This window comes from Paenibacillus sp. J22FR83 (assembly GCF_059691955.1).
In genome coordinates this window covers 587,529-607,998 of record NZ_JCAUAM010000002.1, presented here as the reverse complement: position 1 = coordinate 607,998, position 20,470 = coordinate 587,529, and the positions used below count along the sequence as shown (strand labels likewise).

Here is a 20,470-nt window from a genome sequence, read left to right as displayed (position 1 = left end):
AAAAAAAAAAAAGATCGTCGATGCAAGCTTCGACTCAAAAGGCGGAGACTTGTGTGAAGCCCGAAACTAGAAAAGATGAGTTAGTGAGGGAAGCCATGTGCCGAACAGAAGCCGGTGAGCCATGAAGCGCGAAGAACCGGGGAATGAACATAAGGAGAAGCCGTTCGGGGCGAGTACCTACAGAAGAACGGAGATTGCCGAAAGGCTACAAACCGCGAAACTGAAAGGGAAGGATAACGAGCATGGGGGAACAAGTGCATGACAATGACTCACGTGGAGGAGTAAAGAAGCAAGCAGAACGAAAATGGTACAGTCTAATCGATAAGATATGGGCAAAACCAAACTTGGAGGATGCTTTTAAAGAGGTCAAACGAAACCGTGGAGCGGCAGGAATTGATCAGGTGACCATAAAGGCATTTGAATCAAAGTTGGAGCACCATCTAGAAGTGCTTCAGCAGGCGCTGAAAAGCAAGACGTATCGGCCAAAGCCGGTCAGGCGCGTATATATTCCGAAAGCAGACGGAACACAAAGACCCTTGGGCATACCTACGGTAGGAGACCGAGTTGTACAAGCGGCAGTAAAACGCATACTGGAACCGATCTTTGAAGCTAAATTTATGGACTGTAGTTATGGATTCCGACCTGGGAGAAGTGCCCACATGGCGTTAGGAAAAATCCGGCAAGATTTAGAAGACGGTTTTCGCTATGTCATAGATGCCGATCTCAAATCGTACTTTGACACCATCCCCCACGAAAAGCTTGTAGGGATGGTGAAAGAGACGGTTGTTGACGGAAGCGTGCTGGCTTTGCTAGAGAAATTCCTGAAAGCAGGAGTGCTAGAAGGTGGTAGCTTCTACATGAACGACCAAGGGACACCTCAAGGAGGAGTTATTAGTCCGTTATTAGCAAACGTCTACCTCCACCCCTTAGATCAAGTGATGACGCAGCGCGGGCATCGTTTAACAAGATACGCGGATGACTTCGTGATCTGTTGCAAAACAGAGAAAGGTGCGGAGCGCGTGTTGAAGTCCGTAACGGGGTTACTTGAGAGAGAAATGGGACTGAAAGTTCACCCGGAGAAAACGAAGATTGTGAACAGCAAAAGAGAATCATTTGTATTTCTTGGACATGAATTTAAGCCTGGAAAAAGGATGATACCCTCGGCTAAAGCAATGACGAAATTTAAAGAACGGGTGAAGGAGATCACGAGGAGGAACCAAACGGTAGATGTACAAAGGTTGGTAAAGAAGGTGTTAAACCCATACTTGCGTGGTTGGGGTAGATATTTTGGGACAGGTGATGTAAGGAATCGCTTTCGGGACATAGATGCTTGGATAAGAAGACGACTTCGCTCCGTGCAACTACGAAGTTGGAAGAAAGTAAGAAAACTTCACCGTGAAATGCGAAAACGAGGATGGGATAACAAGGAATTACCCGGTCTCCGAATGACGGCATGGAGAAGTTCCCACTCAACCTACGCTCACTATGCGATGCCAAATACATGGTTTGAAGAAATTGGTCTAAGTAGTTTGTTTGTTATTTACAAAGAACTTCATCCCCAGCGGGGATAATACTGGAAGAGCCGGATGCGATGACCCGCATGTCCGGATCTGTGAGAGGCCCATGCAAATGCGCATGGGCCTACTCGATTTATCTAACTAGACAAAAACATATCCCAATGGTAGGTTAAATGCATCATGAAGAAAGTATGTGATCTCATATGTCTATTGCTTCGCAAGCCAAAGAAACAAGAAGCGGCAGTCGATTGTGGATGGTGCTGGTGCTCGGCTTACTCGCCTCCTTCGGGCCACTTTCTCTCGATATGTACTTACCGGCCCTGCCCGTTATTGCGGGTGACCTCCATACCACAACTTCGCTCGCACAAATGAGCTTAACCGCTTGCATGCTCGGCCTTTCCCTGGGTCAGCTCATTGCTGGATCGGTGAGTGATGTACGAGGAAGACGTATGCCGCTATTGGTTGGACTCTTGATTTATGGCGTAGCTTCTGCCCTTTGTATGGTTGCACCATCGATTTGGGCGTTCCTGATCCTGCGTTTCGTTCAAGGAATGGCGGGAGCAGCGGGAATCGTCATTTCCCGAGCAATCGTTCGCGATATGTATGAGGGCGTGGCGTTGACGAAGTTTTTTGCACTCCTGATGCTCGTGAATGGTTCGGCTCCCATCCTAGCCCCGATTATCGGTGGACAGCTGCTGCAATTCACCTCATGGCGCGGCGTGTTTCTTGTGCTCAGCTTGATTGGTGTCGTAATGTTAATCATTGTCGTATTTGGCCTAAAAGAAACCCATCCACCAGAACGCCGCTCCAAAGGCGGGCTTACCAATACACTGCGCATATTCCGCGGTCTGCTCACCGACCGTTTGTTCATGGGCTATGCGTTGACGCAGGGGCTCGTTTTCGCAGGAATGTTCGCGTATATTTCGGGATCGCCGTTTGTTTTGCAGGATATATTCCATGTGTCTCCCCAAATGTTCAGTGTGATCTTCGCGGTGAATGGAGCTGGCGTTATCCTAGCTGGACAAATTACGGGACGACTCGCTGGCAAAGTCAGCAATCATCGATTGCTAGCTGGCGGCTTAGCGATAGCTGTGCTCGGAGGCTTGTTGTTGCTCGTTGCAACGCTTAGCGGGGCTGGGCTGATTGTGATATTACCAGCGTTCTTCCTAATCGTGGCCTGTATTGGTCCTGTTTCCGTATCAACTTCTTCCTTGGCGCTGCAAAATCAAGGTCAAACAGCCGGCAGTGCAGCCGCATTGCTCGGATTGATGACCTTCGTCATCGGCGGTTTAGTGGCACCGCTTGTCGGTCTTGGCGGTAGTCTGACGGCTGTACCCTTAGGCATCATTATCGCTGTCATGGAACTGGGTGGCGTACTCTGTTTCGTTATGATGACGCGAGAAAAAGCGTAATTATGAGGAACTTTTTTCTAATAAATTCAAAGATTTTTCACAATTAAGGTTTATACTGAAAGAAGAATTGACCAAATTGTGAAAAAGGTGGCTAACACGCATGAAGGGCATTCATAAAACGTGGCTAATCGGCACACTCGCAGCTGGATTATTGATCAGTGGCGGCTTCGTACTTCAGCATAATCAAGCGTTCGCTAACGACACAGACACAACAACGTCATCAGTACCTAAGAAGTTTCAGGATAAACATAGAATTGAGAAGCAACAAGCACCAAGAGGCGGTTTTGATTTTGGTAAAGGCGGCGGTATCGGGGGCGCATTCGATTTCTCTTCCATCTTGGGCATAGATAAAGCAGCCCTTAAAGCGGAACTGGATGCAGGCAAAACCCTCGTTCAAATCGCGCAGGAGAAAGCTAATCTTAGTGAAGCCGCGTTTCTTGCTAAACTGACGGAAGCGGAAACGAAGAAAATTGATGGGGCACTTAGTGAAGGCAAAATTAAGCAAGAACAGGCGGATAAGCTCAAAACAGGGCTTGCTGACCGTTTGAAAAAAATCGTAGAAGCGAAACCTTACGCGATGAATTTCGATAAAAAGCCAATGCCTCGCGGCGGCAACATGCCTATGCTTGGTGGTGTTGGTGCTGCTCCGAAAGAAATCGCTGCGATTCTCGGTATAACGGAAGAAGAGCTGGCGACGGAGCGTAAAGCAGGGAAGTCCCTTGCGGAGATCGCGGCTGCGAAAGGCATCACGGAGGATCAGTTGATTGCTAAGCTCAAAGACAGCCTGACAGATGAACTGAAAAACTTCGTCGAACGCAAAGGCGGCGGTGAGCGCACAGCTCCACAACAACGTGGAAATGGTGGTTCATTGGGTGGTAAGCCTGGACGCGGTGGCGAACACAGACCTGCACCGCCATCCCCTCCATCACAGTCAGAGGTGCCAGCGGCTACGTAGTAGTTGGAATAGCAGAAGGTTGCTACATTCGAGCATATCGAGGGTAGGCAACCTTTTTTGCGTCAAATGGAAACGAATAGTGAAGGAGGCGTAGCTGAATGGAAGAACTCATTGGCCATTGTCGCCTATGTGAGAAGCCTATTTATTGCAGAATGGGGTTTCTAGATGGCATCGTACAATCAGATCAAACATTGTTATGCTTTGATTGTTCTGCTGAGGTACAAGAGGAACAAATACGTGTGGATAAAGAGGGGTGACTGGTGAATGTTGATGGTAAAAGGGAGGGGGAGTTGGGTGAGGGGGGGCATACCGTCAGAACAAATTAGCTACTTCATAATTCCTATCCCAACCAACATCCGTATAATTCTGCTACCGTTCCTCACTCGAAGCCACATTTGCGTATTGAATTCCCAATTCCGGCTCCGTCACTCCCCAGCTTTTGCACGTTAACATGACATTAGATGGAAAAAGTACAGTTAAGTTGAAGGATTCAGCAAATTTGAGCAAATAACTGGAAAATATGTAGTTATATTGAGCAGTTATGCTCAAAAGGATGAAATGAAGAGGAATTAGCAACATAAAATCCAGTTAAATTGATTTGAGGCTGTGATTTGCTGGATTTAACTGTATAAAATCCAGTTAGATTGCGCCAACCGATGCTTCACGTCAGAACCAACTAGCTACTTCATGATTCCTATCCCAACCAACATGAGTGTAATTCTGCCACCGTTCCTCAATCGAAGCCACATTTGCATAGTGCATCTCCCAATACTGGCACCATCACTCCCCAGCTTTCACACGTTATCCGACATTAGATGGAAAAAGTACAGTTAATGTTGAAGGATTCAGCTAATTTGAGTAAATAACTGGAAAATATGTAGTTATATTGAGCAGTTTTACTCAAAAGGATGAAATGAGGAGGAATTAGCTACATAAAATCCAGTTAAATTAATTTGAGGCTGCGATTTGCTGGATTTAGCTGTATAAAATCCAGTTATTTGCGATGGCGGCTGGGGGCCGCGTCCACAGCCGCGGCTAATACAACACTCGCCACAAGTAAAACGTGGCGTAAGCTTCCCAGCCCCGCCAGCCTTCGGCGAGCTGGCGGATCTCTTCGAGCGTGGGCTTGGCTTCCAGCCCAAGCACATGCTTCAGCGCGTTATGCAGGCCGACGTCGGCCAAAGGGAACGCTGCGGGGTTGCGCAAGCAGCGCATCCCCACATAGTTGGCCGTCCAAGGGCCGATGCCGCGAATGCGCAGCAGGTCTTGTTCCATGGCGAGGAAATCGCCCATCGCAAGGATCCCGGCCTTGGATAAGGTGCCTCCCGCCATGAGATTGGCAACGCCAATGAGGTACTCCGCTTTTTTACCCGTGAATTGTAAAGCGGTGAGATCCTCCGTTGTGAGCGCAGCGATTCGCTCGGGCGTTGGGAACGCCCAATAAGTACGCCCCTCCCAATCTAGCGAGGTGCCAAAGGTTTCGACGAGACGCCTTTTGAGCGTATAGGCAAAAGCCAAGTTAATCTGCTGACCGATAATCCCCCAGCTCATCGCCTCAAATAAATCGGGAATCCCCATCAGCCGCAGCCCGCGGAATTCCGCTGTCACTTGCTTCAGGATCGCATCCTCCATCTCGTAGAATGGCGTCAAATTCGTTCCCAAATCCCACCACTCCCACACATAACGAGCAATACTATCGCGGACCGCAGCGGATAAACTAGGGTCACTATAGTGGACAATTTGGATATGAAGCATCCTGTCATCCTCACTGTGGACAGCGATAAGCGCGAGGTTATCCCCAATGTTCAGCAGTTTATAGACGCTGGAGTTATCCACAACGAATAGACACTCATTGGTGGAGCGGCTTAAGTAGCCGATGTTCTGTTGGTATCGAAAAGGCTCGGGCAGAGCCAGCGTGAGCGTGTTCGTTGGTTCATGCCAGTGTAGGCGGGAGGGGTCAAAAGATTGCAGGTGTGACATCCATATTCTCCTTATCCATAGGAAGTTGTTACTATTATTATCGCTGAAACCGGCTTTCGTAATCTTGCTTTCTCATCTCGGAGCTCTTACAACTGCAGGCCTGGTTGGGTATACTGAGCTTATAAAAGGAACGAAGACGAGAGGGGCATTCACCATGCAGGAGCGGTTATGGCAAGCGATCGTAGCGAATGATGCTGCGTATGATGGGACGTTTTATTATGCAGTGGCGACGACAGGCATCTTCTGCCGCCCTTCCTGCAAATCGAGGCTTCCGAAGCGGGAGCATGTGCGTATCTTTCATCATCAAGATGCGGCAATGGCAGCAAGTTATCGTCCTTGTAAAAGGTGTAGGCCTGACGGCATCCGACTTCCCGATGAGGCATGGGTTGCGGAAATGAAGGCACATATCGAAGAGAACTATGCCGAACCGTTGTCGTTAGCGACGCTTGCGGAGCATTTTTATGCGAGTACGTATCATCTGCAAAGAACTTTTAAACGAATAGCTGGCGTGACGCCGCTTATGTATATCCAAGAGGTCCGGTTTGCAGCTGCGAAAAAGCTTCTACTCACGACGGACTTGGCCGTACATGTGATTGGGACGCAGGTAGGGATGACGAATGCAGCACATTTTGCGACATTCTTTCAGAAGAAAAGCGGACTTACGCCGACAGAATATAGGCAACAGCCCCATGCATTAACGATAACCGAGGTAGGAGGTTGGATGCAACATGGCAAGTGAAGGCGAGGAAATTAAAATAAACCCTACGATCTACTGGGGGGCAGTTCGGTTGCAAGATTATAATTTTGTGATGGCGGTGACGGATATAGGTTTGAGTTATTTGCAGTTTCAGAAGGGCGATGCGAGAGACGGTGTTGACGTTGAAGCATGGCAAGCATTCACCCAATGGGCCAGGAAAGTTGGACACCCGAGCGGGTGGGTTCAGCAAGAGGATAAGCTGCAACCCTACATGGAGCAACTGGAAGCGTATTTGAGTGGGGAGCGGACAAATTTCGAATTACCATTGGATTTACGAGGGACGGCGTTTCAACAGGCTGTGTGGAAAGAACTGCACAGTATTGCACATGGTGAAAGGGTAAGTTATTCACAGGTGGCCCAGTCGCTAGATAAATCCAGTGCTGTGAGAGCGGTCGGAACGGCCATTGGTGCCAACCCCGTGCTTATCGTTGTGCCTTGCCATAGAGTGGTAGGGAAGAATGGCGCGCTGACCGGTTACCGTGGTGGGCTTGAGAATAAAGAGAAGCTTTTGCTCTTGGAGCATCAAGGGAAATAGGATCATAAAGTTTACTTCCATGACGACTTTCATGCATAGAATCCGAGATATGGATAAAAATACGAGGAAGGAAATGAAAGGGAATACGAGATTGGCTATCAACATGTGCGTATCTACGGGGGGCGAATAGCGTGACCATTTGGAGTTGGAAAAAGCTACGGACCAAGCATACATCCCCAAGTCAGCAGCCTCGAATGGTACCGCTGAAGAATTCGCCTGCTCATCAGGTCATGGAAGCCAATAAAGAGGCAAGTGTCAGCACGCAACTCGAAGCAACGATTGCATATGTTCAAAAGTTACTCGGTGAAAATGACGATTTCATCATACGACGATTTTGCATATTTCAGGATAAACCAGCTGTGGTCATGTATTTCCCTGATTTGATTGATAAGCAGTATCTGAACGATCACATTTTAAAACCTTTGATGTTAACGACTTCGCAGGATTACGCCCAAGCAGTAAATCGCCCAATGAAAGAATTTCTGTTGAACGATACGATTTATGCGTGTGAAGGAAGAACGGAAACAGGGCTGAATGAGATTGTTCAAGCTATTGTAGAAGGGAAAACGGCTCTTCTCGTTGATGGCGTAACGGATGCGTTTGTCTTTAGTACACGTCATGTGGACAAGCGTTCGATCACACAACCCGAGACGGAACAGGTGATTCGTGGCGCACGGGAAGGCTTTATTGAGATGTTAGGTACGAATTTGGCGCTGCTCCGCTACCGCCTACCCACGCCGGATTTACGGATAAAAACGATGCGAATTGGGCGTCTTACCAAATCCAAAGTGGCCATATGCTATATCGATGGCATTGTAAGTCCCCTACTCGTTGAAGAGGTTTTAAGACGCTTATCATTGATTGATATCGATGGCGTCCTGGATGTGGGGTATCTGGAACAGTTTATTGAAGATAACCATTTCTCCCCGTTCCCACAAATACAGAATACGGAACGACCGGATAAGGCGGTCGCCAATCTTCTAGAAGGCAGAGTTGTCCTACTTGTAGACGGATCGCCGTTTGCCCTCATATTACCAACGGTGTTTAGTCAATTTTATCAGACGGTCGAAGATTACTCAGAACGGTTCCTCCTTGTTAGTTTCATACGGTTGTCACGACTAGTAGCCCTGATCTTCTCACTAATATTCCCATCGTTATATGTAGCCTTAATTTCCTTTAATCCAGAGCTGATCCCTACGGAGTTTGCAGTAGCGGTAGCGGGGGGAAGAGCGGGAGTGCCTTTTCCTTCCGTCGTAGAAGTGTTGATTATGGAGATTTCCATGGAAGTATTAAGGGAAGCGACACTTCGTCTGCCGCAGCAAGTTGGTGGCGCGCTCTCCATTGTGGGTGTGCTTGTCGTTGGACAGGCTGCGGTTGCGGCAGGATTTATCTCGCCGATCACGGTTGTTATCATCGCTTTGACGACGATTGGTTCCTTTGCCACGCCGGCTTACAATGCAGCCTTGGCCCTGAGACTGCTCCGCTTTCCACTTGTAGTGCTATCAGGCATATTCGGTCTGTATGGGGTGATGATCGGGTTGATTCTGATCGCCAACCATATGCTTTCTTTAAAATCTTTCGGTATTCCTTACTTGAGCCCGGTAGTCCCAGGTAATTTCCAAGGGATGAAGGATACGATTGCCCGATTGCCGCTGTGGAGCATGCCCAAGAGACCGGCACTTTTATTCACACCGAATGAAACACGTCTTGGAAAAGAAACCATGGAACAGAGTAAAGATTTGCCCAATAACACTAAGAATCCTTTGAAAGTCAAAAGTGAAGGGAGGGACGTAACAGATGGAGCAACCTCGTCAGATCACGCTCATTCAAACGACGATCATACTGATTAGCACAATCATTGGGGTAGGCGTACTAGCCCTCTCACTATTTGCAGTCAGGGCTGCGGATTCCGGTGCGCCGCTTGTCACATTTCTAGGCTTCTTAATTGGGTTAGCAGGACTTTTGCTTTTAACAAAACTCGGCATGCGTTTTCCCACACAATCCATTATCGAGTATAGTGAGGAATTGATTGGAAAGTGGGTATCACGCGGATTTAGTGTTTTAATTATTTTGTTTTTTTGCTTGCTAACAGCACTGGCATCACGTGAATTTGGGGAGGTTGTCGTCACTTCCGTCTTAACCAAAACACCGCTAGAGGTAACGGTGATCGTCATGTTGCTGCTAGCGGCTGTTTCTTCGCGTGTAGATGTTACAACCTTTACGTATTTTCACCATTTCTATTTCCCGATCATCGTATTTCCGGGACTAGTCATTGTTGTGCTCTCCCTGAAAAATGCACACTTAATTAATCTCCTGCCGATCTGGGGAAATGCGCCAAACGGCATGTCTATGTTAGGGGGGATCCTCACGATGGCAGCCTTGTTTCAAGGCTCATTTGTCATGACGATCGTTATACCAGCGATGCGCAGGCCGGAGAAAGCAATGATAGCAGGATTTATCGGTATGTTAGCGGCTGGGGCCTTGTATACACTTATCGTGATTGCTACCGTAGGTGTATTCGGAGCAGAAGAAATTAAGAAACTAGTCTGGCCAACATTGGAATTAGCCAAAACGACATCATTGCCAGCCAATATTTTGGAGCGGTTGGACGGTGCATTTCTTGCTGTATGGGTTACCGCAGTGTTTACGACCTTGTTGTCTTCCTATTATTTGGCCATCTATTTTACAAGTCAGCTATTACGCCTCCGAGATCATAAAATGTTCGCCTTCTTGCTTGTTCCCTTTATCTATGTCATCGCGATGTTTTCACAAAATCTGCTGCAGATGTATGAAATTATTCAACTTGTCGGCCGCTGTGGACTCGTTTTCACAGTAGTTTATCCGCTTGTTCTATTGCTTGTAGCCATCATTCGTAAGAAAAAAGGCCGGGGTGATCCACTTGTGGCAAAATCTGATTAAACAGATTCTTGTTGTCGTGTTGATTGCCCCTTTGCTTACGGGGTGCTGGGATCGCTTAGAAATTGAAGATCGCGCCGTCATCCTAGCGATTGGTATTGATAAAGCGAAGTCGGAGGAAGAGAAAGATAGCACCAATGCAACGCATATTCTCAAACCGGATCCAGCCTCCCATAAAGGGCTTATTCGTATTACGGTTCAAATTGCTATTCCCGGCCGTATTCCGTTAGGAACAGGTGGCGGAGCTGGCAGTCCTTCTGGAGAAAAACCCGTCTGGGTGCTTTCTAGCGAAGGTTATACGATTCAGGATGCTTTGATGAATCTTCAACAGCAACTTGCAGATAAGTTGTTTTTCGGCCATTTACGGGTCATTGTGATTTCGGAAGAGTTAGCCAGGAAAGGGATCGTGAATGAAAACGACTTCTTTCGGCGTCAGCCACAAGTCAGAAGAACCGTTTGGATGGTCGTATCCAAAGGGAATGCGGCGGATTTCATGAAAGCTAATCCACAACTGGAACGTGTTCCGACGTTATATTTGCTAGCTACGTTGGAACATGCCAGAGAAATGGGCAAGCTGCCTAACATATTCTTAGGTGTCTTTTTCAGTGCCAGTTCTGCCAAAGGGCAGGAAGGGGCGGTACCGTATTTGGAATTAAAGAAGGCATCGAACATAGAGATTGCCGGGATGGCCTATTTTAAAAACGATAAAATGGTCGGCTCGACATCCGCCTTGCAAATCGGTCATTATATGGCGATCAAAGAAATCAATCCAGGCGGTTATAAAGTCCTTCAGAAAATGCCGGAATCGGACACGTTAGTTATGTTTAAATCTACGCATCGGAAGTCGAAAATTACGACAGAAATTATTAATGGCAACGTACATGCCACGATAAAATGCCAAATCGAAGGTGATTTGGCGGAAAAGTCAAATGAGAACGTGCTCATTACAAGAGAAAGTTTGAAGGCGTTAGAAGAGAAAACTCAGAAAGATGCGAACATCGGATTTAAGAAATTTATCGAACAGACTCAGAAAGATGGGAGCGACATTTTCGGCTTCGGGGAATATGTCCGTGCAACGCAGCCAGCGTACTGGAACAAGGAAATCAAGACGAAAGAAGCATGGGAAGAGAAATACAAGGACATGTCCGTTGATGTCACGATGAGGGTTAAAATTAGACGTATTGGAACGAAAACGAATTAGGGAAGGAATCCATTCATCTATGATTACCTTTAACAATTACACAGTGTTACTATTGTTAATAACTGGGGTATTAATCCTAGTTTTCGATGTTAAAAACTACGCGAGAGCCAACATGCCAAAAGAGAAGAAAGGGGCTATATGGGCCGGAAGTTTTAATATCTCTTTGGGGATCCTTTCTTTCTTCGGCTATATGATCTATGAAAAGTGGTTTTGGAAATAAAAGGAGGTGCAGCCATGATCCATCTGCAGCGGAAGCAATCCAAGCAAGTGCTGACCAAGGCAAGCGGCTTCCTTGAAGGTTACTCGCACACGTTAAATCCGTACACGGGCTGCGCTTTCGCCTGCTCCTACTGCTACGTGCGGCAAATGCCAGTGGCCTTGTTCCGCAGCGAGTCTTGGGGGAGCTGGGTCGACGTGAAGGAGAACGCGCCTGCGCTCCTGGCTAAAGAGCTGGTACGGGCCCGAAGCAAGGGGCCCGTGACGATTTTCTTCTCCTCGGCGACGGACCCGTACCAGCCGATCGAGTACAAGGAGCGCATTACCCGTGCGCTCCTTGAAGTGATGTCCGAAGCGCAGCCGGACTTCTTGTTCGTGCAAACCCGCAGCCCGCTCGTGACACGGGATGCGGACCTGCTTCAGCTGCTCGGCGACCGCGTCCGAGTCAGCATGACGGTGGAGACGGATCGCGAGGACATCCGTCGCGCGTTCACCCCGTCCGCGCCGCCGATCGCGGCGCGGCTAGAAGCACTCCGCGAGCTCGCCGCGCGCGGAATTCCGGTGCAGGCCACGATAGCGCCAGTGCTGCCCAGCTCGGACGGCTTCGCCGAGCGGCTATCTCGCATCGTGGATCGGGTGTGCATCGACGATTACTTCATGGGCGATGGCAGTGGGGGGAGCCGCACGGGGCGCATCGGCGTGCGTGCGATCTATGACGCGCTGGGGCTGACCGACTGGTACAGTCGGGATGCGTATCGGCGCGTGCACGAAGAGCTCCTGCGGCACTTTCCGCAGGAGCGTGTCTTCGTCTCTCAGGCGGGTTTCCTCCCCTGAGGGTCCGCCGATGTTGTTACCTCGCAGCTGATTCGTCTTGCACGTCCGTGTGATCGCGGAGCCGTTGCTTAAATTCCTTAGGCGAGCATTGATTATATCGCTTGAACAATTTATAGAATTGAGCCATGTTTTGAATACCGGCCTCATAGCTAATTTCCATAATGCTAAGATCCCCTGTGAGCAGGAGGCGCTCGGCTTTTTTGATACGTTTGTAATTGACATAATCAATAAAGGATAGTCCCATCACTTTTTTAAAATACTTAATAAAGTAATGATAACTCAGATTCAGAATGCGGCACACATCTTCCACCGTAATTCGCTCTGTCAGGTGCTCGTCGATATAATTCAGCGCTGGACGCAAACGTGAGATGCCGGCATCTTCGGTCAGCCTGGCGGGATCACGTTTATCATTACGCAGCAGGAGCAACAGGAGGTGCTTAATGGCAGCAACGATGGCTAGTTCATAGCCAATGGAACGCGTTTGTGACTCCTCATGTATATGTCGGATGAGCTGATAAGCACTTGCTCTGACCGTCGCATTCGAACGAAAAAGTTCATTAAATGGCTCAAGGGAATGCGTCAACTCTGAGAATAGGTGCAAATAAGCGAGCGTGCTCAGGTCAAAATGCTGCGTCAGATCAATTTGAAATACAATTTGATGCAAGGGTTCTTCGGAGTATTTGTGTGTACGATGGGGTTGTGAAGAACCAAGTAACATGACATCTCCGGCGTCCATTACGGTATAGGCATCCTTCGTTTGGATGGCGAGTTGACCCTGGGTGACGACCAGAAACTCAACCTGCTTATGCCAATGCCATGTCCAAGGGTCGGGCAAGCCATAGTTGGGGTAGTCATGCATGATTTCCCATATTTTCAAGAAAAGAAGCGGATTCTGGTACACGACTTCTTCATTTTTAATTTCAGTTAAGTTTGCAGGACTAAGAGTAGGGAGCATAGGCACGGGATACCTCACTGGACATTTTTGAATAAGATTTAGTCGGAATAAGTATAACATCATAGGGTAGCAGATGACACTATTGAATAAGAAGTAGGCACAATTCTGCCTTTCCTTGGAGGTTGTGAAAACCTATACTCAGAAGTAAGAATGAATACGCTATCGTGGAGGCATAGAATAATGAGCAAACCATTAAAAGTAACCGTTTGGAACGAGTATCGTCATGAAAAAGAAAGTGAAATCGTCCGCGCAGCCTATCCTGATGGCATACATACTGCTATTGGTGAGGGCCTCAGCGGTTCTGTGCAAGTCACCTATGCAACTTTAGATGATCCTGAGCATGGATTGACGGAAGAAGTTCTGAACAATACCGATGTATTGATTTGGTGGGGGCACAAAGCACACGGTGAAGTACAAGACGAAATCGTAGCTCGTGTTCAAAAACGTGTATGGGCAGGCATGGGGCTTATCGTGCTGCATTCCGGTCACTTCTCCAAAGTATTCAAAACACTTATGGGTACTTCTTGCGACCTCAAATGGCGTGAAGCTGACGAGAAGGAACGCCTTTGGGTTGTTGCTCCTGGACATCCTATCGTTGAAGGTATTGGCGAGTACATCGATCTTGAAGCTGAGGAAATGTACGGCGAGCATTTCGATATTCCACAACCAGATGAGCTCATCATGGTTTCCTGGTTCGAAGGCGGGGAAGTATTCCGCAGCGGATGCACGTTCCATCGTGGGAACGGGAAGATTTTCTACTTCCGCCCAGGTCATGAGACTTACCGCACTTACTATAATGAGCAAATCCGCCGCGTGATCTCCAATGCTGTTCATTGGGCAGCGCCATCTACGCGTGAGTATCCGAAATACGGCAATCACAAGCCGTTGGAAGAGATTAAAGCGAAGGTTAAAGCGTAACTTATCGTATAAACAAAGAGCATGCTCCCATGATTGGGGGTGTGCTCTTTTTCAATGCGTCAGAGGGCTGACGATGCAAAATAACTGGATTTTCAGCAGCTAATTCAAGCGAAAATGCATTGTTTTGCCAATTAACTGGATTTTCTCCCGTTATTTCAGAACCGTTTGGCCAAACGGGGCGTTTCGAGCAAATTTAGATGTAGAAAATCCAGTTAAACTCCCCCGAGGCTGGTTTTACCCGGAAATAGATGTAGAAAATCCAGTTAAACTAGTTGATATGGTGCGATCGATCATTTTCTCAAAGCTTCCAGCATGTCGGTAATATGGGCATGCATCAAAGTTCTTGCTTTCTCGCATTGCCGCTCTTCAATAGCTATGGCAATTAACGCATGATAATGCGAAGCTTTCGTTCTCATGTGGGGCATCGTGTTGGTTTGTTTCCTGGCGTCTTTCAGAAGAGGTATAATAGCATCCATCATTCTTCCAAGAACTGGGTTTCTCGCGCCTTCCGCAATAACTTGGTGAAAGGCCAAGTCCGTATCTAAGTAAGATCCGCCCTCTTTCATCTCTTGATCGACTTGTTTTGTTAATTCATGAAGCCATTTGACTTGTGATTCTGAGGCATATTGGGCGCATAAAGCAGCTAATTCCGGTTCTATCAATAATCTCGCTTCCAATACAGTAACAAGCGAAATATGCCCTAATTCTTCTAGCTGCATCGTCGGATCTTCGCGTAAAAGCGGGTCATTTCTCACATACATGCCACGTCCGTGCTCAATACTAATCAGGCCTTGACTTTCCAACGTGCGAAGAGCTTCCCTAACCGTCGTTACGCTAACGGAAAACTGGTTGGCCAATTGCTGGAGGGTAGGAAGCCGATCTCCCGGAGCCCATTCCTTATCCAACATTTTTTGTTTAAATACGTGAATGGTGGTTTCAAACACCGTTTTTTTCATGATGTAGCCTCCTTCCTCCAAATTATTATCTGTTATTCTAACACAGAAGATATGGCAAAAACACTTAACTTACACGAATAATAAGAAAAAGTTATCAATTGACAAAGAGAAATATAGATACTATGATTCGAATATAGATAGTATGTATTTTGAGAAAAGAGGGAAATGGATGAAAATCACAAGCTATGAGACGTTTATTGTGCCACCGCGCTGGTTGTTCTTGAAAATAGAAACGGATGAAGGCATTGTTGGTTGGGGAGAGCCCATCGTTGAGGGGAAAGCCCATACTGTACAGGCTGCTGTATCAGAACTTATGGACTATTTAATTGGTAAGGATCCTATGCGGATTGAGGATCATTGGCAGGTTATGTATAGGTCCGGTTTCTATCGGGGCGGTCCTATTCTAATGAGTGCAATCGCTGGAATTGACCAGGCTTTATGGGATATCAAAGGAAAATTCTACAATGCTCCAATCTATCAGCTGCTAGGTGGTGCATGTAGAGATTCCATCAAGGTGTATTCTTGGATCGGGGGTGACCGTCCAAGCGACGTAGCTCAAGATGCCATGGAGAAGGTAAAAGCCGGATTCACCGCAATCAAAATGAACGCCACCGAAGAACTGCAGTTTATTGATTCGTATGAGAAAATCGATCAGGTCATTGCGCGGGTCGCTGCGATCCGAGACACAGTTGGACCGAACTTGGGGATTGGTGTAGATTTCCACGGCAGAGTACACAAGCCGATGGCGAAAGTTTTAGCCAAGGAGTTAGAACCGTTCCGTCTCATGTTTATCGAAGAGCCCGTTTTGCCAGAAAACAATGAAGCTTTACGTGACCTCGCGCATCATACCAATATCCCAATAGCTACAGGCGAGCGTATGTTCTCCCGTTGGGATTTCAAAAAGCTGCTTGAAGATGGTTACGTTGATATCATACAACCGGACCTGTCCCACGCGGGAGGGATTACCGAATGTAAAAAAATTGCCGCGATGGCCGAAGCATATGATGTCGCACTAGCGCCTCATTGTCCGTTAGGGCCAATTGCCCTAGCAGCATGCTTACAGTTAGATGCCACAGCTTACAATGCTTTCATCCAAGAACAGAGTCTTGGCATTCATTATAATAAAGGTAACGATTTGCTTGATTACATCGTCGATCCTGCAGTATTCTCCTATGAAGGCGGATATGTTACGATTCCTGACGGTCCTGGTCTTGGCATAACGATCAATGAAGAATACGTTCGGAAAATGTCGGAAATTGGTCATCGCTGGAGAAATCCCGTATGGCGTCATAAAGACGGTTCTGTAGCTGAGTGGTAAAATAAATAAGCGGAGAGAAGTTCCTGAGTGCGGGAGCTTCTTTTTTTTTACTCAGCAATACAGGAGCCTGTTGCGGCAGGAACTGAGATAAAAGCCAGACGACAATCGGTACTGCTATATAATTGGCGGTTAGCATGGCTAGGATAAAACGTCGATCACCAAGCGATTCCTTCATGGATGTGAAAGGGATCTGTGTGAACATCCCAAGCATTAAAACAGCAATGACAACGGAAATGAATATATGATTGTCTAATGTCGTCATTAAATTAGGGGCTAATAAGCCAAGACCAGCTGCTAGCACTAAAATGGCGACATAGAGCTAAACCTGTTTTTGCTCAAGTTTCTACGCCATATTCCATTATACGTTTAACTCATCAGCAGCCTCTTGCACAAACTTCACAAACTCCCGCATGGCGTAGGATAAATATTCGTCTTTTCGCCAGATCATAAGTAGATGCCACGGTAAAATGGGATCCTCTAATGAGATGACGCGAACATGCTGGTTTGCGATTTTTTTACAAACGGCCTCTGGCATAATGGTGATTCCTAAGTTCTCAGCCACCATTTCCGCTTGAAGATCCCATTGCGAACTTTCATATACGATCTGCGGTTCAAACCCTTCCAATCTACATGCTTTTATCAGATGCTCACGCACCGCATATTCTTTAGGAAAAACAATAAACTTCTCTTCCCCTAACTCCCGTATGGAAACTTGGTCCCGCTCAGCTAGCCGATGAAGCTTGTGAACGACCAGTCCGAGCTTTTGTTGAATCAAGGGTATGGTCTCAAATATTTCTTCATTTACGGGTGCAACAACAAAACCAAGATCGAGAGTGCCCTCACGTAGGAGCTGCTCGATCTTTTTGGCGCCTTCTTCGATGGTTCGGAATTCGATTTTAGGATAATGTTTTTGAAAGTTAGCGACAATTCGCGGGAAAAATACCGAGCTAATAACAGGCGGCAAGCCAATTACCAGCTTTCCAATTTTTAAGTTAGCCACTTCATCCAAATTAACATGAAGCTCTTCAATCGCCTTGATCATGGTATGAAAATGTTTGACAGCAACGGTGCCAGTATCCGTTAACTTGATGCTCTTACCAGAACGGTCGAATAGAATAACGCCAAGTTCATCTTCTAGATTTTTGATGATTTTACTGAGTGTGGGTTGGGTTACGTGCAGTTGCTCCGCAGCTTTGGTTACATTTTGCAACTTAACGACTTCTAATATGTATCGCAGGTTTCTCAAATCCATACGTTCACACCCTCTTTTGTAACAACGGTCTTAACATAAAATTTTTTCATGGTGACCATGAAGAGTTTGAATTATACGAAGCAACTAATTTCCCTTATTCTTGTTAGAAAATGGTGGATTTCTGTTCATCCGATCTTACCTATTATAACAAAAAACATTTCTGTTTAGGGGGCAACAAAATATGAGGACTAAATTGTACGGGTCTGCCAAGGAGGCAGTTCAAGATATACATGATGGCAATACCATCATTGTTGGAGGTTTTGGTCTATGCGGGATTCCTGAACATTTAATTCATGCACTAAGAGATCAGGGCGCAAAGGAATTAACGATCGTAAGTAATAACTGTGGTGTCGATGATTGGGGATTGGGTCTTCTCCTAGCGAATAAACAAATTAAGAAGATGGTGTCATCCTATGTCGGGGAAAATAAAACGTTTGAAACCCAATACCTAAGCGGTGAATTAGAGGTGGAGTTAATTCCTCAGGGCACACTTGCTGAGCGAATTCGTGCTGGTGGGTCAGGGATTCCGGCGTTCTATACAGTGGCGGGAGTTGGAACACCTATTGCAGAAGATAAAGAACATCGTGCATTCAGAGGGCGATCATACGTGCTTGAAGAGGCGATAATTGGTGACGTTGCATTCGTAAAAGCTTGGAAAGCCGACATTTATGGAAATTTATGCTTCCGTCATACAGCACGTAATTTTAATCCCCTTGCGGCAGCTGCGGGAAAGATGACGATTGTTGAAGCAGAAGAGATTGTGACTGAGGGGTATTTAAGCCCGGAAGAAATTCATACACCCGGAATTTACGTACATCGTGTTGTAAAGGGAGAAGCCTATCAAAAGCGTATTGAGCGACGTACCTTAAGTGGGATTGAAAGTCATGGATTGAAAACAGGTGACGTACGCTTAAAAATTGTTGATAGGGCCGTCAAAGAATTAAAAGATGGGATGAACGTGAACCTTGGAATCGGAATGCCGACGTTAGTAGCAAATTGTATGCCTGATAGTTTAAACATCATGCTGCAATCTGAGAATGGACTCCTTGGCATAGGTCCTTACCCGGCAGCGGGTGAGGAAGACGCTGATCTGATTAATGCAGGTAAAGAAACGGTAACCGCTGTTCCGGGAGCTTCTTTCTTCGACAGTGCCGAATCTTTCGGAATGATCCGTGGCGGTCACATTGATCTTGCCATTTTGGGAGGGATGGAAGTTTCCGAAGAGGGTGATCTTGCCAATTGGATGATTCCAGGGAAGCTTGTTAAAGGCATGGGTGGTGCCATGGACTTAGTTAATGGGGCTAAGTATGTTGTTGTCATCATGGAACATGTCAATAAGTATGGGGAATCCAAGGTGAAACGGCAGTGTTCATTGCCTCTTACCGGGAAAGGCGTTGTAAATCGGCTTATCACGGATTTAGCTGTGTTTGATTTTACACCTGAGGGAATGGTTCTTGTGGAGATGCAAGAGGGGACGAACTTAAATGAAATCCGGGAGAAAACAGAGGCACAATTCACAATTCATACCGACCTGTTGGTGAACGGAAATGAATAATGACATTGTTATTGCTAGCGCTGTTCGCACCCCTATTGGGAATTTTCAAGGTTCCTTGTCATCTCTTTCAGCGATTGAGCTAGGTGGTATTGTCATTCGGGAAGCCTTATTAAGATCTCAAGTGCCCCAAGATACGGTTGATGAAGTTTTCATGGGGAATGTACTACAAGCCGGCTTAGGGCAAAATCCAGCTCGTCAAGCATGGTTGCAAGCAGGATTTTCTAATACGGTACCAGCAACGACAATTAACAAAGTTTGCGGTTCTGGACTTAAAGCCATTATTTTGGCGGTGCAAGCCATACGTTCAGGTGATGCCGGGATCATTGTTGCAGGCGGAATGGAAAATATGAGTCAAGCTCCTTTTCTTATTGAAGGTGCCCGCTCAGGTCTTCGTATGGGGAACTCAACCCTTATCGATTCGATGATACGTGATGGTCTGTGGTGCGCTGCGAACGATTTCCACATGGGCATTACTGCTGAGAACATAGCAAAGAAGTATGGCTTAAGCAGAGAAGAACAGGACCGCTATGCTTCAAAGAGTCAAAATAAAGCCGAGCTAGCGATGTTAGCAGATCGGTTTAAAGAGGAAATGGTTCCCGTTTCGATTCCGCAGAAAAAAGGTTCTGATCTCATTGTTGACCGAGATGAGTTTATTCGTCCGGGGACAACGGAGGAGACACTTGGTAAACTGAGGCCTGCATTTCGTGCGGATGGGACTGTCACGGCTGGCAACGCCTCTGGTATCAACGATGGTGCTGCAGCGTTAGTTATCATGTCAGCAGACAAAGCAGAAGCTCTTGGCGTGAGACCCTTGGCCAGGATCCACAGTTATACAAGTGCTGCGCTTGATCCAGCTTGGATGGGGCTTGGGCCAATCGTTGCTATTCGGAGGCTTATGAACAAAACCGGCATGCACATACATGATTTTGATTTGTTTGAGATCAATGAAGCATTCGCCGCTCAAGCGTTAGCTGTAGCTCGTGATCTTACTATTCCAGAAAATAAGCTTAACGTGAATGGCGGTGCAATAGCCCTTGGACACCCAATTGGTGCTAGTGGTGCTCGGGTCGTAGTAACCTTATTGCATGAGTTAAAGAGGCGCGAAGGTCGTTATGGACTAGCGTCACTCTGTATCGGCGGTGGTCAAGGGGTGGCAATGGCCGTCGAATTCCTACATGAGAGGGGGAAGTAAC

Annotated in this window: 20 protein-coding genes and 1 pseudogene; 17 read left to right on the top strand and 4 right to left on the bottom strand. The window is 46.9% G+C overall.

Features of this window, described 5'->3' with window-relative positions; genetic code table 11:
• Positions 1-121 precede the first annotated feature (121 nt).
• From AC58PV_RS06105 to AC58PV_RS06085, 5 genes are all read left to right on the top strand, one after another.
• On the top strand, positions 122-262 hold the full coding sequence (locus AC58PV_RS06105) for a hypothetical protein (RefSeq protein ID WP_497431369.1): 141 nt from the start codon (positions 122-124) through the stop codon (positions 260-262).
• Positions 243-1,571, top strand: coding sequence for a group II intron reverse transcriptase/maturase (gene ltrA / locus AC58PV_RS06100; RefSeq protein WP_497431368.1), 1,329 nt, complete (start codon positions 243-245; stop codon positions 1,569-1,571). The genes AC58PV_RS06105 and ltrA overlap by 20 nt, the downstream gene beginning before the upstream one ends.
• Positions 1,572-1,720: 149 nt before the next feature.
• Complete coding sequence (locus tag AC58PV_RS06095; protein ID WP_497431367.1) at positions 1,721-2,929, top strand: multidrug effflux MFS transporter; 1,209 nt, start codon at positions 1,721-1,723, stop codon at positions 2,927-2,929.
• Between the two features lie 100 nt (positions 2,930-3,029).
• Entirely contained in the window at positions 3,030-3,884 is an 855-nt protein-coding gene (locus AC58PV_RS06090; RefSeq protein WP_497431366.1) for a hypothetical protein, read from the top strand.
• Positions 3,885-3,982: 98 nt separating this feature from the next.
• Positions 3,983-4,141 carry a hypothetical protein gene (locus AC58PV_RS06085; RefSeq protein ID WP_497431365.1) on the top strand — a complete coding sequence of 53 codons (159 nt, stop codon included), beginning with the start codon at positions 3,983-3,985 and terminating at the stop codon, positions 4,139-4,141.
• A gap of 778 nt (positions 4,142-4,919) precedes the next feature.
• Here AC58PV_RS06085 and AC58PV_RS06080 read toward each other — a convergent pair.
• Positions 4,920-5,864, bottom strand: a complete 945-nt coding sequence (locus tag AC58PV_RS06080) for a DNA-3-methyladenine glycosylase family protein (RefSeq protein ID WP_497431364.1) — start codon at positions 5,862-5,864, stop codon at positions 4,920-4,922.
• A gap of 154 nt (positions 5,865-6,018) precedes the next feature.
• On the opposite strand from AC58PV_RS06080, the gene AC58PV_RS06075 reads away from it, so the two are divergent.
• From AC58PV_RS06075 to AC58PV_RS06045, 7 genes are all read left to right on the top strand, one after another.
• A complete protein-coding gene (locus AC58PV_RS06075) occupies positions 6,019-6,603 on the top strand; it encodes a bifunctional transcriptional activator/DNA repair enzyme AdaA (RefSeq protein ID WP_497431363.1) in 585 nt (194 codons plus the stop codon).
• Positions 6,593-7,156 carry a methylated-DNA--[protein]-cysteine S-methyltransferase gene (locus tag AC58PV_RS06070; protein ID WP_497431362.1) on the top strand — a complete coding sequence of 188 codons (564 nt, stop codon included), beginning with the start codon at positions 6,593-6,595 and terminating at the stop codon, positions 7,154-7,156. The genes AC58PV_RS06075 and AC58PV_RS06070 overlap by 11 nt, the downstream gene beginning before the upstream one ends.
• 194 nt (positions 7,157-7,350) lie before the next feature.
• Entirely contained in the window at positions 7,351-9,006 is a 1,656-nt protein-coding gene (locus AC58PV_RS06065; protein ID WP_497431391.1) for a spore germination protein, read from the top strand.
• Positions 8,954-10,075 (top strand): GerAB/ArcD/ProY family transporter, encoded by a 1,122-nt coding sequence (locus tag AC58PV_RS06060; RefSeq protein WP_497431361.1) that lies wholly within the window; start codon positions 8,954-8,956, stop codon positions 10,073-10,075. The genes AC58PV_RS06065 and AC58PV_RS06060 overlap by 53 nt, the downstream gene beginning before the upstream one ends.
• Positions 10,056-11,273 (top strand): Ger(x)C family spore germination protein, encoded by a 1,218-nt coding sequence (locus tag AC58PV_RS06055; protein ID WP_497431360.1) that lies wholly within the window; start codon positions 10,056-10,058, stop codon positions 11,271-11,273. The genes AC58PV_RS06060 and AC58PV_RS06055 overlap by 20 nt, the downstream gene beginning before the upstream one ends.
• A gap of 19 nt (positions 11,274-11,292) precedes the next feature.
• Positions 11,293-11,493 carry a CLC_0170 family protein gene (locus AC58PV_RS06050; RefSeq protein ID WP_497431359.1) on the top strand — a complete coding sequence of 67 codons (201 nt, stop codon included), beginning with the start codon at positions 11,293-11,295 and terminating at the stop codon, positions 11,491-11,493.
• 14 nt (positions 11,494-11,507) lie between these two features.
• Positions 11,508-12,323 (top strand): SPL family radical SAM protein, encoded by an 816-nt coding sequence (locus tag AC58PV_RS06045; protein ID WP_497431358.1) that lies wholly within the window; start codon positions 11,508-11,510, stop codon positions 12,321-12,323.
• 16 nt (positions 12,324-12,339) lie between these two features.
• On the opposite strand, the gene AC58PV_RS06040 is transcribed toward AC58PV_RS06045, so the two are convergent.
• The gene (locus AC58PV_RS06040; protein ID WP_497431390.1) at positions 12,340-13,278 is read right to left on the bottom strand and encodes a helix-turn-helix domain-containing protein; all 939 of its coding nucleotides are present in this window, start codon (positions 13,276-13,278) and stop codon (positions 12,340-12,342) included.
• A gap of 180 nt (positions 13,279-13,458) precedes the next feature.
• On the opposite strand from AC58PV_RS06040, the gene AC58PV_RS06035 reads away from it, so the two are divergent.
• Positions 13,459-14,196 (top strand): ThuA domain-containing protein, encoded by a 738-nt coding sequence (locus tag AC58PV_RS06035; protein ID WP_497431357.1) that lies wholly within the window; start codon positions 13,459-13,461, stop codon positions 14,194-14,196.
• 290 nt (positions 14,197-14,486) lie between these two features.
• On the opposite strand, the gene AC58PV_RS06030 is transcribed toward AC58PV_RS06035, so the two are convergent.
• On the bottom strand, positions 14,487-15,152 hold the full coding sequence (locus AC58PV_RS06030; protein ID WP_497431356.1) for a FadR/GntR family transcriptional regulator: 666 nt from the start codon (positions 15,150-15,152) through the stop codon (positions 14,487-14,489).
• A gap of 169 nt (positions 15,153-15,321) precedes the next feature.
• Here AC58PV_RS06030 and dgoD point away from each other — a divergent pair, with 169 nt between their 5' ends.
• On the top strand, positions 15,322-16,470 hold the full coding sequence (gene dgoD / locus AC58PV_RS06025; RefSeq protein WP_497431355.1) for a galactonate dehydratase: 1,149 nt from the start codon (positions 15,322-15,324) through the stop codon (positions 16,468-16,470).
• A gap of 358 nt (positions 16,471-16,828) precedes the next feature.
• Here dgoD and AC58PV_RS06020 read toward each other — a convergent pair whose 3' ends face one another.
• Positions 16,829-17,722 (bottom strand): LysR family transcriptional regulator, encoded by an 894-nt coding sequence (locus AC58PV_RS06020; protein ID WP_497431354.1) that lies wholly within the window; start codon positions 17,720-17,722, stop codon positions 16,829-16,831.
• A gap of 181 nt (positions 17,723-17,903) precedes the next feature.
• On the opposite strand from AC58PV_RS06020, the pseudogene AC58PV_RS06015 reads away from it, so the two are divergent.
• The 3 genes and pseudogenes from AC58PV_RS06015 to AC58PV_RS06005 form a co-directional block, all read left to right on the top strand.
• Positions 17,904-18,611: pseudogene (locus AC58PV_RS06015) on the top strand (CoA transferase subunit A); the annotation flags it as partial.
• Positions 18,612-19,277, top strand: coding sequence for a 3-oxoacid CoA-transferase subunit B (locus AC58PV_RS06010; RefSeq protein ID WP_497431389.1), 666 nt, complete (start codon positions 18,612-18,614; stop codon positions 19,275-19,277).
• Entirely contained in the window at positions 19,270-20,469 is a 1,200-nt protein-coding gene (locus AC58PV_RS06005) for an acetyl-CoA C-acetyltransferase (protein WP_497431353.1), read from the top strand. The genes AC58PV_RS06010 and AC58PV_RS06005 overlap by 8 nt, the downstream gene beginning before the upstream one ends.
• The last annotated feature ends 1 nt before the right edge of the window (position 20,470 follow it).

What these genes read in the sequence shown, in the direction of transcription:
- AC58PV_RS06080 (WP_497431364.1), bottom strand. Translation starts at nt 5,864, where the DNA reads ATGTCACACCTGCAATCTTTTGACCCCTCCCGCCTACACTGGCATGAA.
- AC58PV_RS06095 (WP_497431367.1), top strand. Translation starts at nt 1,721, where the DNA reads ATGTCTATTGCTTCGCAAGCCAAAGAAACAAGAAGCGGCAGTCGATTG.
- AC58PV_RS06070 (WP_497431362.1), top strand. Translation starts at nt 6,593, where the DNA reads ATGGCAAGTGAAGGCGAGGAAATTAAAATAAACCCTACGATCTACTGG.
- AC58PV_RS06020 (WP_497431354.1), bottom strand. Translation starts at nt 17,722, where the DNA reads ATGGATTTGAGAAACCTGCGATACATATTAGAAGTCGTTAAGTTGCAA.
- AC58PV_RS06085 (WP_497431365.1), top strand. Translation starts at nt 3,983, where the DNA reads ATGGAAGAACTCATTGGCCATTGTCGCCTATGTGAGAAGCCTATTTAT.
- AC58PV_RS06030 (WP_497431356.1), bottom strand. Translation starts at nt 15,152, where the DNA reads ATGAAAAAAACGGTGTTTGAAACCACCATTCACGTATTTAAACAAAAA.
- ltrA (WP_497431368.1), top strand. Translation starts at nt 243, where the DNA reads ATGGGGGAACAAGTGCATGACAATGACTCACGTGGAGGAGTAAAGAAG.
- AC58PV_RS06050 (WP_497431359.1), top strand. Translation starts at nt 11,293, where the DNA reads ATGATTACCTTTAACAATTACACAGTGTTACTATTGTTAATAACTGGG.
- AC58PV_RS06045 (WP_497431358.1), top strand. Translation starts at nt 11,508, where the DNA reads ATGATCCATCTGCAGCGGAAGCAATCCAAGCAAGTGCTGACCAAGGCA.
- dgoD (WP_497431355.1), top strand. Translation starts at nt 15,322, where the DNA reads ATGAAAATCACAAGCTATGAGACGTTTATTGTGCCACCGCGCTGGTTG.
- AC58PV_RS06075 (WP_497431363.1), top strand. Translation starts at nt 6,019, where the DNA reads ATGCAGGAGCGGTTATGGCAAGCGATCGTAGCGAATGATGCTGCGTAT.
- AC58PV_RS06040 (WP_497431390.1), bottom strand. Translation starts at nt 13,278, where the DNA reads ATGCTCCCTACTCTTAGTCCTGCAAACTTAACTGAAATTAAAAATGAA.
- AC58PV_RS06005 (WP_497431353.1), top strand. Translation starts at nt 19,270, where the DNA reads ATGAATAATGACATTGTTATTGCTAGCGCTGTTCGCACCCCTATTGGG.
- AC58PV_RS06105 (WP_497431369.1), top strand. Translation starts at nt 122, where the DNA reads ATGAAGCGCGAAGAACCGGGGAATGAACATAAGGAGAAGCCGTTCGGG.
- AC58PV_RS06035 (WP_497431357.1), top strand. Translation starts at nt 13,459, where the DNA reads ATGAGCAAACCATTAAAAGTAACCGTTTGGAACGAGTATCGTCATGAA.
- AC58PV_RS06090 (WP_497431366.1), top strand. Translation starts at nt 3,030, where the DNA reads ATGAAGGGCATTCATAAAACGTGGCTAATCGGCACACTCGCAGCTGGA.
- AC58PV_RS06065 (WP_497431391.1), top strand. Translation starts at nt 7,351, where the DNA reads ATGGTACCGCTGAAGAATTCGCCTGCTCATCAGGTCATGGAAGCCAAT.
- AC58PV_RS06060 (WP_497431361.1), top strand. Translation starts at nt 8,954, where the DNA reads ATGGAGCAACCTCGTCAGATCACGCTCATTCAAACGACGATCATACTG.